The 18,173-nt window shown below is 55.5% G+C and carries 15 protein-coding genes; 4 read left to right on the top strand and 11 right to left on the bottom strand.

The annotated features are described in order from the left end of the window. Nucleotides 1-113 precede the first annotated feature (113 nt). Entirely contained in the window at nucleotides 114-1,745 is a 1,632-nt protein-coding gene (locus AC2IAX_RS06220; protein WP_494389797.1) for a NuoF family protein, read from the bottom strand. Nucleotides 1,746-1,914: 169 nt separating this feature from the next. Beyond that, nucleotides 1,915-2,472, bottom strand: coding sequence for a bidirectional hydrogenase complex protein HoxE (gene hoxE / locus AC2IAX_RS06225; RefSeq protein ID WP_494389798.1), 558 nt, complete (start codon nucleotides 2,470-2,472; stop codon nucleotides 1,915-1,917). An 805-nt stretch (nucleotides 2,473-3,277) separates the two neighbouring features. Between hoxE and AC2IAX_RS06230 the strand changes: the two genes are divergently transcribed. Further along, nucleotides 3,278-3,460 carry a hypothetical protein gene (locus AC2IAX_RS06230; protein ID WP_494389799.1) on the top strand — a complete coding sequence of 61 codons (183 nt, stop codon included), beginning with the start codon at nucleotides 3,278-3,280 and terminating at the stop codon, nucleotides 3,458-3,460. A 376-nt stretch (nucleotides 3,461-3,836) separates the two neighbouring features. On the opposite strand, the gene AC2IAX_RS06235 is transcribed toward AC2IAX_RS06230, so the two are convergent. The 3 genes from AC2IAX_RS06235 to AC2IAX_RS06245 form a co-directional block, all read right to left on the bottom strand. Further along, nucleotides 3,837-4,046 (bottom strand): hypothetical protein, encoded by a 210-nt coding sequence (locus AC2IAX_RS06235; RefSeq protein WP_494389800.1) that lies wholly within the window; start codon nucleotides 4,044-4,046, stop codon nucleotides 3,837-3,839. 78 nt (nucleotides 4,047-4,124) lie between these two features. Continuing rightward, nucleotides 4,125-7,211: an efflux RND transporter permease subunit gene (locus AC2IAX_RS06240; RefSeq protein ID WP_494389801.1), complete on the bottom strand. Its 3,087-nt coding sequence runs from the start codon at nucleotides 7,209-7,211 to the stop codon at nucleotides 4,125-4,127. Between the two features lie 132 nt (nucleotides 7,212-7,343). Further along, nucleotides 7,344-8,819, bottom strand: a complete 1,476-nt coding sequence (locus AC2IAX_RS06245) for an efflux RND transporter periplasmic adaptor subunit (RefSeq protein WP_494389802.1) — start codon at nucleotides 8,817-8,819, stop codon at nucleotides 7,344-7,346. 378 nt (nucleotides 8,820-9,197) lie between these two features. On the opposite strand from AC2IAX_RS06245, the gene AC2IAX_RS06250 reads away from it, so the two are divergent. From AC2IAX_RS06250 to obgE, 3 genes are all read left to right on the top strand, one after another. Further along, nucleotides 9,198-10,295, top strand: a complete 1,098-nt coding sequence (locus AC2IAX_RS06250) for a DUF389 domain-containing protein (RefSeq protein ID WP_494389803.1) — start codon at nucleotides 9,198-9,200, stop codon at nucleotides 10,293-10,295. 197 nt (nucleotides 10,296-10,492) lie between these two features. Then, nucleotides 10,493-11,143, top strand: coding sequence for a Mo-dependent nitrogenase C-terminal domain-containing protein (locus AC2IAX_RS06255; protein ID WP_494389804.1), 651 nt, complete (start codon nucleotides 10,493-10,495; stop codon nucleotides 11,141-11,143). A 152-nt stretch (nucleotides 11,144-11,295) separates the two neighbouring features. Beyond that, nucleotides 11,296-12,432, top strand: a complete 1,137-nt coding sequence (gene obgE, locus AC2IAX_RS06260; protein ID WP_494389805.1) for a GTPase ObgE — start codon at nucleotides 11,296-11,298, stop codon at nucleotides 12,430-12,432. Nucleotides 12,433-12,465: 33 nt separating this feature from the next. Here the strand turns inward: obgE and AC2IAX_RS06265 are convergent, their stop codons facing one another. From AC2IAX_RS06265 to petD, 6 genes are all read right to left on the bottom strand, one after another. Then, nucleotides 12,466-13,161: a DUF4333 domain-containing protein gene (locus tag AC2IAX_RS06265; protein WP_494389806.1), complete on the bottom strand. Its 696-nt coding sequence runs from the start codon at nucleotides 13,159-13,161 to the stop codon at nucleotides 12,466-12,468. Between the two features lie 66 nt (nucleotides 13,162-13,227). Further along, on the bottom strand, nucleotides 13,228-13,653 hold the full coding sequence (locus AC2IAX_RS06270; RefSeq protein ID WP_494389807.1) for an ExbD/TolR family protein: 426 nt from the start codon (nucleotides 13,651-13,653) through the stop codon (nucleotides 13,228-13,230). A 73-nt stretch (nucleotides 13,654-13,726) separates the two neighbouring features. After that, nucleotides 13,727-14,455, bottom strand: coding sequence for a MotA/TolQ/ExbB proton channel family protein (locus AC2IAX_RS06275; RefSeq protein WP_494389808.1), 729 nt, complete (start codon nucleotides 14,453-14,455; stop codon nucleotides 13,727-13,729). A 129-nt stretch (nucleotides 14,456-14,584) separates the two neighbouring features. After that, a complete protein-coding gene (locus AC2IAX_RS06280) occupies nucleotides 14,585-15,769 on the bottom strand; it encodes a hypothetical protein (RefSeq protein WP_494389809.1) in 1,185 nt (394 codons plus the stop codon). Between the two features lie 271 nt (nucleotides 15,770-16,040). After that, entirely contained in the window at nucleotides 16,041-17,195 is a 1,155-nt protein-coding gene (locus tag AC2IAX_RS06285; RefSeq protein WP_494389810.1) for a sulfate ABC transporter substrate-binding protein, read from the bottom strand. Nucleotides 17,196-17,624: 429 nt separating this feature from the next. Continuing rightward, entirely contained in the window at nucleotides 17,625-18,107 is a 483-nt protein-coding gene (gene petD, locus AC2IAX_RS06290; RefSeq protein ID WP_099533292.1) for a cytochrome b6-f complex subunit IV, read from the bottom strand. Nucleotides 18,108-18,173: the final 66 nt, after the last annotated feature.

Raw genomic sequence — 18,173 nt, forward strand, 5'->3', positions numbered from 1 at the left:
CAGTCCCGTGAAATTGCTTGCTTCGATCAGCCAAAGAAGATCAGCAAAAGAATTAACTATTAGGTTCAACCATTGGGTTTAATGATTAGGTTCAACCGGATGTAGTATCCCCCTCAAGAAACCGTCGCCGGAATTCGCCAGCGATCGGGCTGCAACAGGGCTTGATATTCCTCCGGGAAATAGCGCAACGTGCTCACGATCGGATTCGGAGCCGACATGCCCAACCCGCAAAGGCTGGTGTGGCGCACCACCTGACAGAGGCTTTCCATTTGCGCCAAATCAAAGGCCGTTCCCCGACCTTCCACCAACTTGGTCAGCAAATCATGGAGTTGCACCGTGCCCGTCCGGCAAGGCACACAGCGCCCACAGGACTCACTGCGGCAAAATTCCATATAGAACCGCGCCACCTCCACCATGCTGGTTTTGTCATCCATCACCACCATGCCGCCGGATCCCATCATTGACCCCAAAGCCGCCAAGGACTCGTAATCCACCGGCGTGTCCAGATAGCTGCTGGGGATGCAGCCGCCTGAGGGGCCGCCCGTCTGGACTGCTTTCACCTGCCCTTCGGCAACGCCGCCGCCCATTTCTTCCACGATCGTTCGTAGGCTAATGCCCATCGGCACTTCAATCAGGCCGGTGTTGCAAACCTTGCCGGTCAGGGAAAAGATTTTGGTGCCCTTGCTGGTTTCCGTGCCAATGCCCGCAAACCAATCCGCGCCCTTGCGAACAATGGGGGCAATGTTGGCGAAGGTCTCCACGTTGTTGATCAGGGTGGGCGCTTGCCAGAGTCCCGAAATGGCCGGGTAGGGCGGCCGGGGGCGGGGAGTGCCGCGCTTGCCTTCCACGGAAGCAATCAGGGCCGTTTCTTCGCCACAAACAAAGGCCCCAGCCCCCACCCGAATGTCCACCTTGAAATCAAAGCCCGATCCAAAAATTTGGCTCCCTAAAAATCCCTTTTGTTTGGCCTGTTGAATGGCCTTTTGCAGGCGATGAATGGCGAGGGGATATTCCGCTCGCACATAGATAAACCCTTGGTCAGCTCCCACGGCATAGCCCGCGATCGCCATCCCTTCTAGGATTCGGTGGGGATCGCTCTCCAGAACGCTGCGATCCATGAATGCGCCTGGATCCCCTTCGTCTCCATTACAGATCACATACTTTTGGCCGGGGGGCATTTTGGCCACCGTGGCCCACTTCAACCCTGTGGGATAGCCCGCACCACCTCGGCCCCGCAGGCCCGATTTCGAGATTTCTTGAACCACCGCTTCCGGGGTGAGTTCAAATAGGGCATGGTGGAGGGCTTGATAAGCACCAAGGGCGATCGATTCTTCAATTCGTTCTGGGTCAACTTTGCCGCTGTGGTTCCGCACAATCAGCAACTGCTTCGCAAAAAATGGGTGTTGCGAATTGCCCTGTAGGGCATCGGTTTGGCCCCCTTGAATGGTGTCAATAATTGAGGGGGCCTGTTCCGGGGTCACCTTTTCGTAATGGGTCGTTGTGACCTGGGGATCGGTGGAGTCTAATTCCACCATTGGCCCCTGGCCACAAAACCCCATGCAACCCACGCCAACCACTTCCACCCGATCGGCTAGTTGGCAATCCTGAACCCGTTTTTCGAGGGCTTTTTTAACTTCGAGCGATCGAGCCGCTTGGCAGCCCGTGGAAGTGCAGCAATGTACGCGAATGGGCTTTTTCGCCTGGGCACATTGTTCCGCGAGATCGAGCAGTTCATGACCATCCATGGATTCGGACTCCTCAGGCAGCTTGGTCAGCAGATTGGGGGCAAACGGGGCGACAAACGAGGCGACAAATGGGGCAGCAAATTAACGAATAAGGCACGTCATTTTGGGCAGGTTATTCAGGGCGAATCATGGGTCGGCCGCAGGCAACCACGATTCGCAACCCAACGATTCATGCATCACCACGCCATTGATCAATGCGGGCGATCGCCTGTTCTGTGGTCACCTGGGCCGCCACCTGCCCGTCAAACACCACCGCTGGCGCAATGCCACAGGCTCCAATGCAACGGGCTGTCACCAGCGAAACTTTACCGTCGCTGGTGGTGGCTCCCGACTGAATGCCGGTGTGTTTTTCCAACGCATTCAGCACATCGCCGCTGCCCTTGACATAGCAAGCGGTTCCCAAACAAACCACGCAGGTATGCTCACCGCTGGGTTTCAGGGAAAAGAGGTGATAAAACGTGGCGACACCCAACACATGACTCGCAGGCAATTGGAGCGATCGAGCCACATGCAACAGCGTTTTTTCCTCTAAATAACCAAAAATTTCTTGGGCCCGGTGCAGAACTTCAATCAAAGCATCCTGGCGATATTGTTGGCGTTTCATCACCAAATCCAACGCCTTGAATCGCTTGTCAAGCACCGAGGAATCAGTTGCCTTTGCAGGTTTAGAACCCTTCGATCCAGAAGCCTTTGATTCAGCCGACCCAGCCGATCCAGATTGACTCATTGGGGCATTCGCAGAGACAGCACCAGCGGGTTGACTGACCGGCTGATTTTGATCAGGCTTCGTTGCAATAGCCATAGTTCCACTCACTTTCATGACTCTCAACCAATGTTGTGCCGTTGCGCCAAGGCAGCACAAAGCAACCCCTGACAACGCTGCCATGGCAACAACCTTGCAGCGATCAAGCGGGTGATTGGTTATCTCAAATGTTCAAAAAACTGGATCAGGCGAGCTTCCTTTGGCAAAGACTGAACCTCAGAAGCATTGAGCTGATTCGGATAGATTCAGGACAGCCAATTCAAAGGAATTCATTCAGGGCAGCCAATTCAAAACAGCCAACTTCATTGGGCGCGGTTGAATTTGATTAGGCTAGCTTGATGCGGCTAACTAGCTTGATGCGGCTAATGGGTTGGTCAAGGCAAAGGAAAGCAATCAAGTCGTGAGCTGGTAGCGCTAGATTCGTTGCAGAATTCACGGAAGGGTTAGACCAAAGCATCAATCCTTCGGGGAATTCATGCCAAAAGAGAAGGGAAAATAATGACCCGATCGCCGCTCTGTGATCTCCATCCCCGATCGCCCGTGGGGGTCGAGAATGGATGGCCACAGCAGGGACAAGATCGAATCACAAATCTAGCCTAGCGTCAGTTCCTAGATGAATTGAGGGAGCGATCGGTTTTCTTAAGGAATGCCGAGCAAAATAGTGCGATTTTTGTAAAGTTTGTAAAGACTGGCTTGGGCAACGGAAGGCTAAACAAATTCTCTTTGGTTGTTTAGCTGCCGAATTTTCCCAAATCAGCAAAAATTTCCGATGAAAAGTGTTGATCGATGCGTTTTTGAAAAAGTCATTAAAACAACAAAAAGCGATCAAAAATTACTTAATTTCTTGCATCGATCGATTCTTAACCGGTTCCTTCCTATTTTCACCGTGGTGCTTTGGAGCGATCAGCGCGCCCTCGGTCAATTGCTGGCCAATCAGGAAATCATCGATTAAGCTGAGCAACCAGCCGCTTGGACTCGATCGAGATCTGAAGTTTAACCCAAGTTTAAATCATGGCTTCTTAACTTATCTTGACGAAATATCTGAACGGAATTCGCCAGGGAATTCGCCAGCAAGTCGCATCATTTCCATCAAGGCGAATGGAGACCTCACTCAATCAAAGTATCCTGGTTTAATGGAGATTTTGATCTCAGTTCAACCGCCTCATGCAGTCACCCAATTCAGTTGATCAATTGAGCGGCATGATTGGGCTATTGGTTAAAATTGCTCTGGAAATTTGATAGGAAATTTGATAGCAAGAGGCGGGCATGGCCAACCTAATTGCCACACCCGCCATCCACAGGTCACTGAAAATCACGCAACGAAAGGCTTAACCAGAGTGGCTGCAAACATCCGCTAAGAGAAAACCCATCTCACATTCATAGCAAGCGGGTTGGTTGTCGGCGGCAGGCCGCACCGCATGGGCACAGGAGAGATGACCATTCCGCCAACGTGGGTTACCCGTGCGATCGGCCCACAGGCAACCTTGGCAAACATCTTTTGGGGTCAACAAGCCACTGTTCAGGAGCATGACCAACATCGGGACACCCCCAGGCTTAGATTCGCCAGTTCTAACCTGATTGTATGCCGTTCTTGGGGAGCATCCCTATGGCGGAGATCACGACTCCAGCACTTTGCGGACGGCTCGACGGCGGCGCGGCTCAATCCCCACCAGTTGCTTGAACCAATGCTGGATATTGTCCACATAGGTAAACAGCACAGGCACCACCAGCAACGTCAGGAGGGTTGAGGTGGTGAATCCACCAATCACGGCGACGGCCATGGGGCTACGCTCTTCGGCTCCGGCTCCCAAGCCCAAGGCCAGGGGGAACAAACCCACCACCGTTGACACGGAGGTCATCAAAATCGGGCGCAGGCGGGCCACGCCGGATTCAATCACGGCTTTCGATTGGGGAAGTCCGTGGCGTTCCGCTTCGAGGGCAAAATCCACCAGCAGGATCGCATTTTTGGTGACCAGCCCCATCAGCAGCACAATCCCGATCAGGGCGAAGAGGCCCAATTCCTTTTGCATCACCAACAGGCCTAGGAAAGTGCCTCCCGTGGCCAAGGGCAGGGCCGCCAGAATCCCGATCGGGTAGAGAAAGCTGTTGTAGAGCAACACCAACACCCCGTAGATTGCGAGCACCCCTAAGCCCAGGGCGGACAGAAAGCGGCTGAAGATGTCGCGCATGATTTTGGCATCGCCGGCCGGTTCTTCCTCAATGCCGGGGGGCAGGGGGTTCATGGCCGGCAGGGCGCGAATCTGTTCCAGGGCCGTGCCCAGGGAGATGCCTTGCAAGTTGGCATCTAGGGTGACCTGGCGCGATCGGTTGTAGCGGTTAATTTGGGCGGGCCCGCTGATCAGTTGAATATCCGCCACGCTGGTGAGGGGAATCATGGCTCCATTGCGACCGGGAACCCGCAGATTTTCGAGGGTTTCGATGTTGCTGCGGAACTGAGGGGCAATTTTCACCCAAATCGGAATTTGCCGATCGCTCAGGTTGAATTTGGCCAAGCTCGATTCGTTATCCCCGATCGTGGCCAGGGTGGCGGTGCGGGAAATGGCCTGAACCGAAACGCCCAAGTCCGTTGCCCGTTGCACATCGGGGATGATCGCCACTTCTGGCTTCACCAGGCTGGCGCTGGAGGTGACTTCCACCAAGCCAGACAGGCCGCGCATTTGTCGCTCCAAGTCAGCGGCGGTTTTGGTCAGCAGTTCCGGGTTTTCGCTCTTCAGCACAATTCGCAGATCTTTGCTGGTGCCGCCCCGGCTTTGCAGGCTTTGGAAGGTGACCCGGGCCCCGGCGATCGACTTGAACTGCTCCCGCATTTGTTGCTCAAATTGCCGCTGGGTGACGCTGCGTTGGTCTTCGGGTTTCAGGTTCACATAGCCGGTGGCCAGGTTGTTTTGGCGAGCGGCAAACAACACCCGATCGACCGCTGGATTGGCCTTCAGCAGGCCGTAGGTACGGCTCATAACTTCCACGGTTTCTTCGAGGGGCGTGCCCGGTGGCAGTTCAATTTCCACGGTGCTGAGACCCGTGTCACCGCTGCTAAACAAGCCCTTGGGAATGAAGGGCACTAACTGCAAGCTGGCGATGAAAAAGGCGATCGCAATCATCAAGGTGGCGACCCGATGCCGCAGGGCCCAAACCAGCACCCGGCGATAGGGGCCCGGTTGAGCTTCGGTCGATCGCGCCTCTGCCACCAGTTCCAGGTTGGCCTTGGGTTTCAGTAGGTAAGCGCTCATCATCGGCGTGACGGTACAGGCAACGGTGGTGGAAAAGACCGTGGACACGGCCACCGTGACCCCAAAGGGCTGGAAAAATTGCCCCGGAATGCCGCCCATGAAGGCCACCGGCAAGAACACCCCGATCAGAGTGCCAGCGGTGGCCAGCAGGGAAAAGCCCAATTCCGACGATGCATCCAAGGCCGCCTGTCGGGGCGATTTGCCCATGTTTAAGTGGCGATCGACATCCTCCACCACGCACACCGCGTCATCAATCAAGTTCCCGATCGCCAGGGCCAAGGCCAGCAGGGTCATGCTGTTGAGCGTATAGCCCAGCATTTGCATCACCGCAAAGGTGGGAATGATCGACAACGGCAGGGCCGCCCCCGCAATCAGCGTGTAGCGAACATTGCGCAGAAAGATTCCCACCACGATCGTGGTCAGGATGCAGGAAGAAATTAGCTCCTCAACGGTCGATCGATAGGTCTGCCGAATTGGATCCGCATCGCTAAAAATCAAATCGAATTTGAGATTAGGCAAGCGCTTTTGCAGTTCCGCCACCGCCTTGGTGACATTTTCTTCCACGGTCACCAGGGTGCTGCCGGTGCTGCGGAGCACGGAAAAGGCCACCGCTGGTTCCCCGTTTAAAAAAGCTGCTTCCTTGGGTTCTGTGAAACTGTCGCTGACACGGCCCAGGCTCGCGAGGGGAATTGTGCCGCCATTGGCCAGGGTAATGCGGTAGTTTTGCAGTTGGCTGAGGCTGCGGGCGCTGCCCAAGGTGCGGATGGTTTGCTGGCTGCCGCCCACATCCACCTGGCCACCGGGGAAGTTGGCATTGAGTGATCGCACTTGGTCATTCACCTGGGTGGCCGTGATCCCATAGGCCGACAGTCGCCCCGGATCCAAATCAATCCGAATGGCCCGGCTCACGCCCCCCAATCGCTCCACCTGAGCCACGCCCGAAACGGACAGCAATTCCCGGGCAATGGTGCGATCGACCAAATCGCTCAGTTCTTCAACGGATTTTCCTTCACCCGACAAGGCGTAGGTCATGATCGCCCCGCCGCTGAATTCCACCCGATCGACCAATGGCTCATCCACCGAAGCGGGCAAGCTCGATCGAATCTGGGAGATGGCATTGCGCACATCATTGGTGGCCTGGTTGGCATCGGTTCCCAGCACAAAGTTGACCAACGTGAACGATCGCCCATCGGTCACCGTGGAGGTCATTTGGTCGATGTTGCCCAAAGCCGCGATCGCATCTTCAACCTTTTTGGTCACCTCCGTTTCCAGTTCCACGGGCCCCGCGCCGGGTTGAATCACCGTGACGGACACCGCCGGTACATCGATATTTGGGCTTTGGTCAATGCCCAAATTCAAGAAGGAGGCAACCCCCAAAATGGCCGCCACCAAACAGGCCAAAATCGTGGGGATCGGTTTCCGAATCGAACCAGCGGACAGGTTGAAGCTACTCATCGGTTAAAAATCCGTTCGTCCGAAGTGACGGCATTAGGCATCTGGAAACGTCAATCCAACGGGCATTTGAGCAATTAATTAGCGGGCATCAACGGGCATTTGATCAACTAATCAACAAGCATCAGCGGGTATTTAATTGGGCATTACACGCACGCGATCGCCATCTTTGAGGTAGGGTCCACCCTTGACCACGACTCCTTGGCCCGCTTGCAACCCGCTGCGCACTTCCACCCGCCCATCGGGGAGCACCTTGCCCACTTCAACGCGCTGGGCACTGACGGTGTTGTCGGGGTTCAAACGATAGGCGATCGCCGTGCCATCGGGCTGCGGCAACACCGCCTTGGCCGGAATCGCCAAGCCGCGACCCATGGAAACCCCCACGGCGGCCCGCAAAAACATCCCCGTGCGCAGTCCCGGCGAGGGTTGCAGTTCCACCTTGACCGTGGCCAGGCGAGATTGGGGGTCGATCGTGGGGTCAATTTCGCGCACCCGACCATTAATCACCTGCCGGGTGGCATCCACGATCGCCTGCACCGGTTGCCCCGGCTGGATGCCCCGCAGTTGGGTTTCGGGAACTTTTAAATGCAGTTCCAGCTTGCCCACCGCTGCAATTTGGAAGAGGGGTGTATTAGCCGTCACATTACCCACGGTGGTTTCGCGCTTCACAATCACCCCCGGCGCGGGAGCCAACACGCGCGAGTTTTTGAGCTGCTCCATGATTTGGCGCACCCGGCCGCGTGCTTGCAAAAAGCGGGCTTCTGCTTGGGTGATGTCTTCTCGGCGGTTACCGGTGGCTAACTGGCGGTAGCGCTGTTGGGTTTCCGCAAAGCGGGCTTGGGCCTGTTCGAGGGCTGCCTCGTCGCCCCGGGCCCGGGTAATCACTTCATCCAGTCGATCGCGCGAGATTGCCCCCTCGTTAGCCAGGGACTGGTTGCGATCGACCCGCAACTTTGAAAGGGCCAGGTCAGCCCTGGCGCGATCGACCCCCGCTGCGGCCTGGCGGGCCGCCTCGCGGGCCTGGGCAATTTCCTCCGGCCGGAACCCACTGCGCAACTTTGCCAGGGCCGCTTCCTCTTCCAAGGCCTGGGCGCGGGCTTGACCTAACTGGGTGCGCAACAAGGAATCATCCACAATGGCCAGGGTTTGCCCCTGCTGCACCACTTGCCCCTCATCGGCCAAAATTTGCAGCACCTTTAGCCCGGTGCCCGGCGGTTGCACTGGCACTAGCTCACGGGCCTCGATCGTGCCGCTGGCTTCGATCGTCCGGCTCACTTGGGCAGCTTCCACGGTGGCAATGGTCACCGGCTGTTCGCTGCCGGTCGCCGGGGGCGCGGTGGCCGTCGCGGGCTGTTGGGCCACGGCGGGTTGCGCCTGGGGATTGCGCCCCCCCAGAGCAAAGCTCACCCCCAAGCTAACCAACACCCCCGCCCCCAGACCCACCAACAGCCCCCGGGGGCCGCTCAGCCAAGCGGTTCCCGGGAGCCACAGGTCATCCCCAGGGTCAAGAGCTTCGTCATCCAGATCAAGGATCTCGTCATCGATCGGGGTCGGTGGCATGGGCGCAGGTGAAGCGTCTGTGGTGGTGCGATCGGGCAGGTCGAGGGCCATGGTTTAACCCCAGGCGGGTGGCAAATTAAGAGGCAACTGGCGACGGCGGCGTTAGGTGGTCTGCTCGTCCAACTCCAGCGGGTCAATTCCACAGGTTAAGGAATCCAAACCTGAATCGTAATCCCTGGAAGCTAAAGAAACATGAAATTTTTTTGCATCCTCTTTAAAGATTACCCCAACCATGCCCTGAGCTTGGGATCGATTGGCAGTTCCGATCGCCCTCCCATTCCCCCAATCGCTCCCAATCAACAACTGGCGCGGATTGGGACCCCAAATCCTCCCCCCTGGTGCTATCCTGGCTCGCCGTCAGTTCCCCCAAGCACGATCGATAATGGAGCCGGCCAAGCCCACAGCAATCCAGCAATCAGGAGCCAGTCCATGGCGCAAAAGCAGCGCAAGTCGGGGTGGATCAGGCAATGGTGGTGGCAGGCTGGTCGATCGGGTCTCTGGCAACGGGGAACAGCCGCCAGTCAACGGCTGATTCAGTGGCAGCGCCTGTCACCGGAGCGATCGGCCCAGCTCAATCACATGCTCTGGGAAGATTCTCGGATCGATCGCCCCTACCTCACCCAGGTCATCGCCGCCTGTCTGATTGCCTCCTTTGGTCTCTTGGCCAACAGCGTCGCCGTCATCATCGGGGCCATGATCATCGCTCCCTTGATGTTGCCCATTCGGGCGATCGCCTGGAGTGTTGTGGCGGGCGATTGGTCTCTGTTTCGGCGGGGTGTTGGATGTCTCAGTTGTGGCGTGCTGCCAGCGATCGGGCTGTCCGCTTTGGTTGGTTGGTTGGCAGGCATTCCCGCCTTTGGCAGTGAAGTGCTGGCCCGGGGCAATCCCAACCTGTTGGATTTAGGCGTGGCCCTCGTGGCCGGAGCGGTCAGCGCCTACGCCATGGTGCAACCCAAGGTTTCGGGAACCGTGGCAGGAACCGCGATCGCCGTGGCCCTGATGCCGCCCGCCTGCACCGTTGGTCTCGCCATTTCCCAGGGCTATGGTCTGTTGGCCCAAGGGGCCGCCCTGCTGCTGTTGACCAACCTCTGTGGCATTGCCTTGGCAGCGGCCCTAACCTTCTGGATTTTGGGGGAACTGCCCCTGAGAACCGGCCGCCACGGCATCACCGCAATCGTGGGCATGACCCTACTCTTGGCCGTGCCGCTAACCTACAGCTTTTCAGAGCTGGTGCGCCAGGCCCGGCTAGAAGCCAGCTTGCGCCAAGCCCTGCTCGATCGCACCCTCACTTTCCGACGCGTGAAGCTCATTGACAGCAGCGTTAACTGGCTGGCCAGCCCGCCAGAAGTTCGCCTCACCGTTCAATCGGCCGAGAGCATCTCGTCCTTTCAAGCCCAATTACTCGAAGAATTTCTGGAAAAAGCCATGGGTCAACCGTTCCGGCTCATATTTCTGGTCAGCAAAGTTTCAGAAATTCACTCAGATTCGCGCACTGAGCCGGAGCCACCTCCGCCAGCCCCCCAATAGTTTCAACCGATCAGCCCAATTCCTTGACCAGATTCACCAGCAGGATTCAGTTGTTAAAACAGTTGTGATCCGTTGTTCAAAGATCAGTTGTTAAAAGAAGTGGGTACTGCGGGCCAGGGCGCGATCGCCCCTCTTAGGATATTGATCAAGACGCAAAGGGATTGAGACACAAAGTTGCGATTACGGTGTCAGTTTTTATGACTCTTGTGGCAGAACCATCCGATCGCGTTCGTACCCTGCTGTGGTTGCGCGGCTTGACCACCGTTGCTTGGGCCGATGGGCATCTGGATGATGAAGAACGGGAAATCATCACCTCCCTCACCCACGAAACCCTCGAGCCCGAAGCCATCCTCGAACCCCTCACCCCCGAAGAACTAGCCGCCGAACTCGGAGACGACCCCCACCACGCAGACAACTTCCTGCGCACCGCCGTGATGGTGGCGATCGCTGACGGCATTTACTCCGACTCCGAAGATCAGCTCATTCGGCAATTCAGCGCCGCCCTTGGCCGCAAAATTCCCGCCTTTGAAGCCCTTCAGCAAACCCTCAATTGTGCCGAGCCGATTCAGCCCCACCCCGACCCACACCGGGGCGACGTGCTCAACCCCGTGCGCCATTGGCTCGATGGTTTGGAAATTCACAATCCCAAAGTTGCGCACTTTCTCTGTAAAATGATCCCCTCCCAATGCCCCTTCGAGCGGGATGTGATCGTTTTTGGGCGCAAGCTGGCCCACATTCCCCCCATGTGCAAGCTCAACCCACTCTACGACCAGCTCATGGGGTTGCGATTCCGTGCTCTCTCCTACTTGGCAGACGACTGTGGTGAAGACATCACCCCCTACTGCTAGGTGGGTTCTGGGGGCGATCGGGGATCTCCGCCCAACCCAAAGCCACCGCTAGTTCGATCGCGAGCCTTCATCTCCCGGATCATCTGCGATCCCCGGCCAGGGCTGCTGGACTTCCCCAATGCTGCTTTCCCGTCATTTCGCGCCACTATTTCATGCAATTTATTGATCACTCAGAAATCGTCGTCCAGGCTGGCAACGGGGGCGACGGCATCGTCGCTTTTCGCCGGGAAAAATATGTGCCCGCCGGGGGCCCCGCTGGTGGTAACGGGGGGCGGGGCGGCTCCGTCTACTTCGTCGCCACCGATCGCCTGCAAACTCTCCTGGACTTTCGCTACAACGCCCGCTTCAAGGCCCAAGACGGGATGCGCGGCGGCCCCAACAATTGCACCGGCCGCAGCGGCGAAGATTTGGTGGTGGAAGTGCCCTGCGGAACAGCGGTTTATGATGCCAACACCCGAGTTTTGGTGGCCGATTTGGTGCAACCCGGCCAGCGGATTTGCATTGCCAAAGGGGGCAAGGGTGGCCTCGGGAATGCCCATTTCCTGAGCAACCGAAACCGGGCCCCGGAATTGGCCCTACCTGGGTTACCCGGCGAAGAATTTCGGCTGTATTTGGAACTAAAGCTGCTGGCGGAGGTGGGGATCGTGGGGCTGCCCAATGCGGGCAAGTCCACGATGATCTCCGCGCTCTCGGCGGCCAAGCCGAAAATTGCTGACTATCCCTTCACAACCCTCGTGCCGAACTTGGGGGTGGTGCGCCGGCCCACGGGCGATGGCACGGTGTTTGCGGACATTCCCGGTTTAATTGAAGGGGCCCATGAGGGCCTAGGGTTGGGTCATGAGTTTCTGCGGCACATTGAACGGACAAGGCTGCTGTTGCACTTGGTGGATGCCACAGGAGAAGACCCGATCGCGGCCTATCACACAATTCAAAACGAGCTACAGGCCTATGGGCGCGGCCTGACCGATCGCCCGCAAATCCTGGCCATTAACAAAGTGGACGCGGTGGATCCCGATTGGGTCAACACCCTGATTGAAGAGCTGCAACCCCACCACCCGGAACCGATCCTGAAGGTGTCCGCCGCCACCCGCCATAACTTGGATGGCTTGTTGCAGCGGGTTTGGGATTGGCTCGACGAGTTAGGCCCCGTTGTTTTGGAGTTGCCCACCCTGCTCGATCGCCCCCTGCGCGGTGATGGGACTGAGTTGAGTGATGATGAGGACTGGGAAGACGACGAAGACTGGGAAGACGACGAAGACGGCCCCGAAGTGATTTGGGTTGGCCATTAAGTGCCTGAGTTCTCCGAGGTCAACGCAGCTCGGTTAGTCGGCTAATTCTGTCCAGCCGGTCGCATCCTTGGCCGGGCCCCGAGCTGGGGCGGCCGCTGGAGCAGGGCGCGGGTCAGCCGGTGTGTTGGCGGTAGCGGGATCGGTGCTGGCGGGGTTGGGACTGGTGTCGGGGGCGATCGCCTGGGCTGGTGGATTGCTGGGCCGTTGGGCCGTCAAAGCAGGTGGGGGTGTTTGCCAGGTGATTTGCCCCTCATCACGCACATCGACCGTAATCGATCGCACCTGTCCTGCTCCGATCACTTGGCATTCAAAGCGATCGCCCGGTGAAACCACTCGATAGGGTTGTCCACAGTCAATTTTTAGGCTGTTGGCAGGGCCACTAATTGCCTCTTGGGCCGCCAACGCTGTTTGCAAATCCGACTGCAAGGAACCTAAATCCAACAGTCGCCAAGAATTAATCACTTCCCAACGAATCGTGGCCCGATCGTCCACTTGGGTCACGGCCACAAAGAAATTGCCCTCCGGCTCCAGCTTGCCCACACATTCAAAGGTTTGCCCCGTCCGAGGAGTTAAATTCGCTGGGCAACGCAACTGATTGACCGGCACTTTGGCGTTGAGTAATTCCTGCTGAATTTGAGCGGAAATTTTTTCCGTATCGAGCTTGGAGCAGCCTCCTAGAAGCAGCCCCAAACCAGCCAAGGCGATCGCCAGTCGAGCGCTAATGAGCATGATCAATAAGTAGTGAAATAGAGCGAGATTTTAGTCAAATTAAAGTTTTTAAAAATTCATGACTATCTAGGGTGACTCGATCGCCAATGACACGCGATCGCCCCCAGCTTTCTGCAACTTACCCAAGAGTTTGGCGAGTTGCTCATAGGCAACTTTGTTATCGGCTTTTAATAAAACAGCACCTTCGGGGCTTTTGCTCAAATAGGTTTGCACTTGCGAGATCAAGTCTGCTTCGGAAACCAGTTGGCTACCCACCGAAATTTGCCCAGTATTGGACAGGCTCACCATCAACGGATCGGGCGTTTTTTCTTTGCTGGCTGGGGGCGCATCCGCCTTGGGCAGGTTAATTTTTAGGGCGCTATTATTCCCCGTCAAGGTCATGGAGACAATGATAAAAAAGGTCAAAATGGTCATGATTACATCCATCATGGGTACCAAGTTAACCTCAGGAATTTGCGAAGAAGGCTGATTACGGCGATTGCGAGAATACATAGCATGTGCTCCTAGAAAACTGCTTTTTGCTCTGCATCGATCAAGCTTTATTCATGACTTAACTTGGCATGAGCTAGTTAGTTGTTGCAGCTTTTTCAGATCTTAGATTGACACCATTCAAGCTTGAGTCGGATTCTGTTTCTGATGCATTCACATTTGAATTGTCTCGGCTGGCTTCATACCAAACCTGCCGATAAATCAGTTCGAGGGCAGCGCCTACCTGGGAGAAGTACTGCATTTGCTTAGTTTGGAAAGTTACTAAGATTCTGAGAATACTTAAGGCTAAAATCGCCGCGATCATTCCTCCGGCCGTTGTGGTCAGGGCTTCCCCAATCCCGGCTGCTGCTTTACTGGCTTCTTCAGCCCCTCCAGATCCGCCGATGTTGAGGTTGGCAAAGGTGGCAATCAAGCCGGTTACTGTTCCCAACAGCCCCAAGAGTGGGGCAATGCCCACAACGCTTTCGAGGAGTTTGTCCCCGCGATGCATTTCAATAAACTCGCGATCGGCTGCTGTTTCCAGGGCGAGGCGAAAGGTTTCTGGGGTGGGATCTTGTAGCCGCAAAGGGGCTAATAAAAACCGCCCGATCGGCAATTCCTTGGCTTGGCGGGCGATCGCTGCTGCATCTGCCAAATCGTAGTGGGCGGCTTCTAAGACTTCCCGTACAATTCGATCTTCGCGGCTCAATAGTTGATACCAAAACCACGATCGCTCTAGTCCGCAACCCACTGTGGCGATCGACATTCCCACAATGGGAATCATCACCGGCCCACCAACTGCAATCAACTGAAACAAATTGGACATCGATTCTTAGCTCCTATTGGGGTTCCTGAACAATGGCTACGATAGGGCAATCAATTAATTCATATCCTTTGAGAATTGATCATTAGAAATTGAGCAAGCGATCGCCTAGAGTCATCCTGGGTTGATACTTTATTGGGGTGCAACCCGCCAAACAACTACAATCGTGCCGCTGTTGTCGGACGTGGGTACTAGGTTGAGGTAAAGTACCAAGCTTGCCTTTTTCACGCGATAAACAAAACCACCGCCATATTGCTGATTGGTTTCTTGGGGATCAAAACCGTTGTTAACCAGGTTGGTACGGAAATAGGCATCAAAGAACGTCGCGGGATCTTCACCGGCCACAAACTTCATGGCCGCAATTTCCGATCGAACTGTGCCAGCCGGGAAGAAATCATTGGGTTGAGCAAACTGAGCAGCACTCGCATCCTCTGCCGCCAAACCACTCAACACGCTGTAGATTTCATTCGGAACTTCGATCGCCTTGGTCAAGTCTCCCAAGCCAACGGGCTGCTCTGACAAAACATAAATTGCTCCCAATTCTTCCGCATTCAAAATGCTCAGAAATTGCGTTAGCCCATCACGGGAAACCTGCAAAACAATCCCACCGTTAGCACTGCCATTAGCTGGTTGCACAGCATACTTGCGAGCCGCCAATTCCTTCTGGAAAAACTGCGAAACTTCTGCTAAAGATTTGCCCGTGCTGAGGCAAGACTGCAAATTAAAGCACCCTGGTTTTGCCCCTGGGTATTGCGGAAAATCCTGCCAGGGATTGGCTCCCGTCGCGGGTGGCGTGGTGGTCGTGGGTGCGCTGGTCGCGGGTGGCGTGGTGGCAGGCGGGGTCGTCGCGGGTGGCGGAGTTTGGCGAGGGCGCTGCACAATCGGGCGCTGGGCTGGCCGCGCGGCGGGGCGACTAATAGCCGGTCGTTGGATGGGCGATCGCGCGGGTGGTGTGGGCCGTACTGGTGTTAGTGGGGCTGCCTTCGCGATCGGCTGTCCCGGCATGGGCAATTGCACGATGCGCACCTTTTTTTCTTGAGGATTAGTCGGCGGTGCTTTTGCCTCGTCTCCCGTTGAGATGAAACCGAGCACCAGATGCAGACCCAAGGCCAAAGCCATCGTGCCCCAAAACAATTTCTTCGATTGTGGAACCGGACTTTCTAAAACATGCAACCAGGCGATCGCCTCGGGCGAATCGTCATCGTCAGGAGTCGCCGCCAAATCGACCTCGATCGAGGGCTGAAACGCTCCGGTCTTTCGTTCAAAAGCCAGAGAATCCAGATTCGGTAATGAAGGAAACAGTTTAGGTAAAGCCACGATTAGGGAGCGAGGAAGTAAGCATCAAAGTAACTTATAGATCACGAGAGACAAGCAATAAATGCAAACAAAACTACACAAACATCACTAGAAAAATCAAGTCATTCGGGATCAGTATCTTTGCTCACAAGGAAAGGCTGTCTTTGCAAATTCACTCATTTCTGTAAACTTGCAAAAACTGCCTTTGAATTAACCTCGACATTCTTCAACAAACCAGTCAAGCCACTCCAGAAAATTGATTACTTCTGATATTGATCAAAAGCATCCTTCATTAGCGGTTGGTATAGATTTGGTCGAAGATTGCACCCTCATCAAAGAACTTTTTGTTGACAGCATCCCATCCACCAAAGTCATTAACCGTGTAGAGTTTGTTCACCTTGGGAAATTTGTTTTCAAACTCGCGGGCAACAGTGGGATCAACGGGGCGGAAGCCGACTTTGGCAAACTCGCGCTGGGCTTCTGGCGTGAATAGGAATTTCACGAAGGCTTCCGACACTGCCCGAGTTCCATGGCGGTCAACATTTTTGTCAACTACAGCAACGGGCCCCTCGATCGAAATGTTGGTTTGCGGAACCACATAAAACAGGGATTGTTGGCCTTGTAGCCCAGCCAAAATCACTTCGTTTTCATAGTTCAGCAACACATCGCCTTGGTTGGCTCGGAAAAATACATCCGATGACTCACGGGCATCCTTAGGCAGCACTGGCACCTTGCGATAAATTTGCCGCACGTAGTCCAAGGCCTGTTCTTCGTTGCCGCCGGTATGGGAAATCGATCCCCAAAGGCCCAAGAAGTTCCAACGAGCCACCCCGGAAGTTTTGGGATTGGCGGTAATGATGCTGACCTCAGGCTTCAGCAAGTCTGGCCAATTTCGCACGCCTTTGGGATTGCCCTGACGGGTGACGAACGCAATCACCGATCGCGTCACAATCCCATTATTAGGCGATTCGCTTTCCCAACCGGGGTTAATCAAACCGCCCTTTTCAATGCGCTTGGTATCTGCGGCCAAGGCCAACGCCACCACGTCCGCTTCTAGACCATCCAAAACGGCGCGCGTCTGGGATCCAGAACCACCATAGCTGGCATTAATAACAACATCCTGTCCCTGTTCGCGTTTCCACTTCTCCACAAACAACGGAATGATTTTGTCGTAGGCAGCTCTGGTAACGGCATAGGTCACCAGGGTAATTTCTACAGGCTTGTTCTGGCTGATTTGTAACGGCTGATTTTGGGGAGACGGATTGCCTAGGCGTGCGCTTGCTGCATTGGTGCTGGTGGGCGACAGCGCCAAAACGCTGAGTCCGCTGGCCACGGCTAGGGCGATCGATCGCAGGGCTGTGCGGCGACCAAGGCGGTGGGCCTTTGAGTTCAGGGGATTGAGCTGTGAGCGGAGAGCTTGCAGGGATTGGAGGAGAGACAATCGCATGGTGCTTGGCTGAAAGGGGGCAGGCTGTTTTTTATAAACCCCGGTATTCCGATCGGCTTTTAGGATTTATTGAGCAAGATGATACTCATGCCCCCAGGGAAAGTCAATCGAATTTGCTCAAAAACGGTCTAAAAATCAGGAAATTCTCAATTAGTTCCGCAAAACGAAAGCCGCCTATCAGTTTGCTAAGCGCAAGACAAGATCTTTGGAATACAAAAACGGAATACAAAAACCAAAATAGGCAATTCGGCGTTTTAGCTTGAGCCAGCAGTAATAAAGATGAAAATAAACAGAAAGCCCAAAGGAATCAAAAGCCAAATCAAAACGGGGCGATCGAACTGAATCGATCGCCCCGTTTGATATCAATGGCAACTGATAGCAACTAGTCGCCGCAATCAGTTTCAGCAGTTGTCCAGCAAACCCGCTGCCTTAGAACAGGCCCAAGGTCAGGGACTTATCGATCGGCATGATTGCGCCGATACCCAACCAGATGGCAAAGGCAGTTCCAAACAGGAACGAAGCCATGGCCACCGGACGACGGAAGGGGTTTTGGAACTTGTTCACGTTCTCAATGAACGGAACCAACATCAAGCCCAGGGGAATGCCGCCCATGCAGGCGATTCCCAACAGCTTGTTCGGCAGAATCCGCAGGATTTGGAACACCGGATACAGGTACCACTCCGGCAGAATTTCCAGCGGCGTGGCAAACGGATCCGCCGGTTCACCCACGATCGCCGGATCCAGCACAGCCAGACCCACCATCAGGGCGAAGGTTCCCAGGATCACCACCGGGAACACATAGAGCAAATCGTTCGGCCAAGCGGGTTCACCGTAGTAGTTGTGACCCATGCCCTTGGCCAGCTTCAGGCGCAAGTTCGGATCGCTCAGATCCGGCTTTTTGAGGATGGACATCGCTAAACGCTTCTCCGTGAAGGGAATTTAAAACGGCAGGTGGGACAAGGGTGGAGCCGGTTGCTC

It is taken from the genome of Limnothrix sp. HT2024, from assembly GCF_059138625.1.

Coding starts and splice junctions, on each gene's coding strand:
- AC2IAX_RS06275 (WP_494389808.1), bottom strand. CDS start 14,455: ATGTCCAATTTGTTTCAGTTGATTGCAGTTGGTGGGCCGGTGATGATT.
- AC2IAX_RS06230 (WP_494389799.1), top strand. CDS start 3,278: ATGAAAAGTGTTGATCGATGCGTTTTTGAAAAAGTCATTAAAACAACA.
- AC2IAX_RS06240 (WP_494389801.1), bottom strand. CDS start 7,211: ATGAGTAGCTTCAACCTGTCCGCTGGTTCGATTCGGAAACCGATCCCC.
- AC2IAX_RS06250 (WP_494389803.1), top strand. CDS start 9,198: ATGGCGCAAAAGCAGCGCAAGTCGGGGTGGATCAGGCAATGGTGGTGG.
- AC2IAX_RS06270 (WP_494389807.1), bottom strand. CDS start 13,653: ATGTATTCTCGCAATCGCCGTAATCAGCCTTCTTCGCAAATTCCTGAG.
- AC2IAX_RS06245 (WP_494389802.1), bottom strand. CDS start 8,819: ATGGCCCTCGACCTGCCCGATCGCACCACCACAGACGCTTCACCTGCG.
- AC2IAX_RS06285 (WP_494389810.1), bottom strand. CDS start 17,195: ATGCGATTGTCTCTCCTCCAATCCCTGCAAGCTCTCCGCTCACAGCTC.
- hoxE (WP_494389798.1), bottom strand. CDS start 2,472: ATGAGTCAATCTGGATCGGCTGGGTCGGCTGAATCAAAGGCTTCTGGA.
- obgE (WP_494389805.1), top strand. CDS start 11,296: ATGCAATTTATTGATCACTCAGAAATCGTCGTCCAGGCTGGCAACGGG.
- AC2IAX_RS06265 (WP_494389806.1), bottom strand. CDS start 13,161: ATGCTCATTAGCGCTCGACTGGCGATCGCCTTGGCTGGTTTGGGGCTG.
- AC2IAX_RS06235 (WP_494389800.1), bottom strand. CDS start 4,046: ATGTTGGTCATGCTCCTGAACAGTGGCTTGTTGACCCCAAAAGATGTT.
- AC2IAX_RS06255 (WP_494389804.1), top strand. CDS start 10,493: ATGACTCTTGTGGCAGAACCATCCGATCGCGTTCGTACCCTGCTGTGG.
- AC2IAX_RS06220 (WP_494389797.1), bottom strand. CDS start 1,745: ATGGATGGTCATGAACTGCTCGATCTCGCGGAACAATGTGCCCAGGCG.
- petD (WP_099533292.1), bottom strand. CDS start 18,107: ATGTCCATCCTCAAAAAGCCGGATCTGAGCGATCCGAACTTGCGCCTG.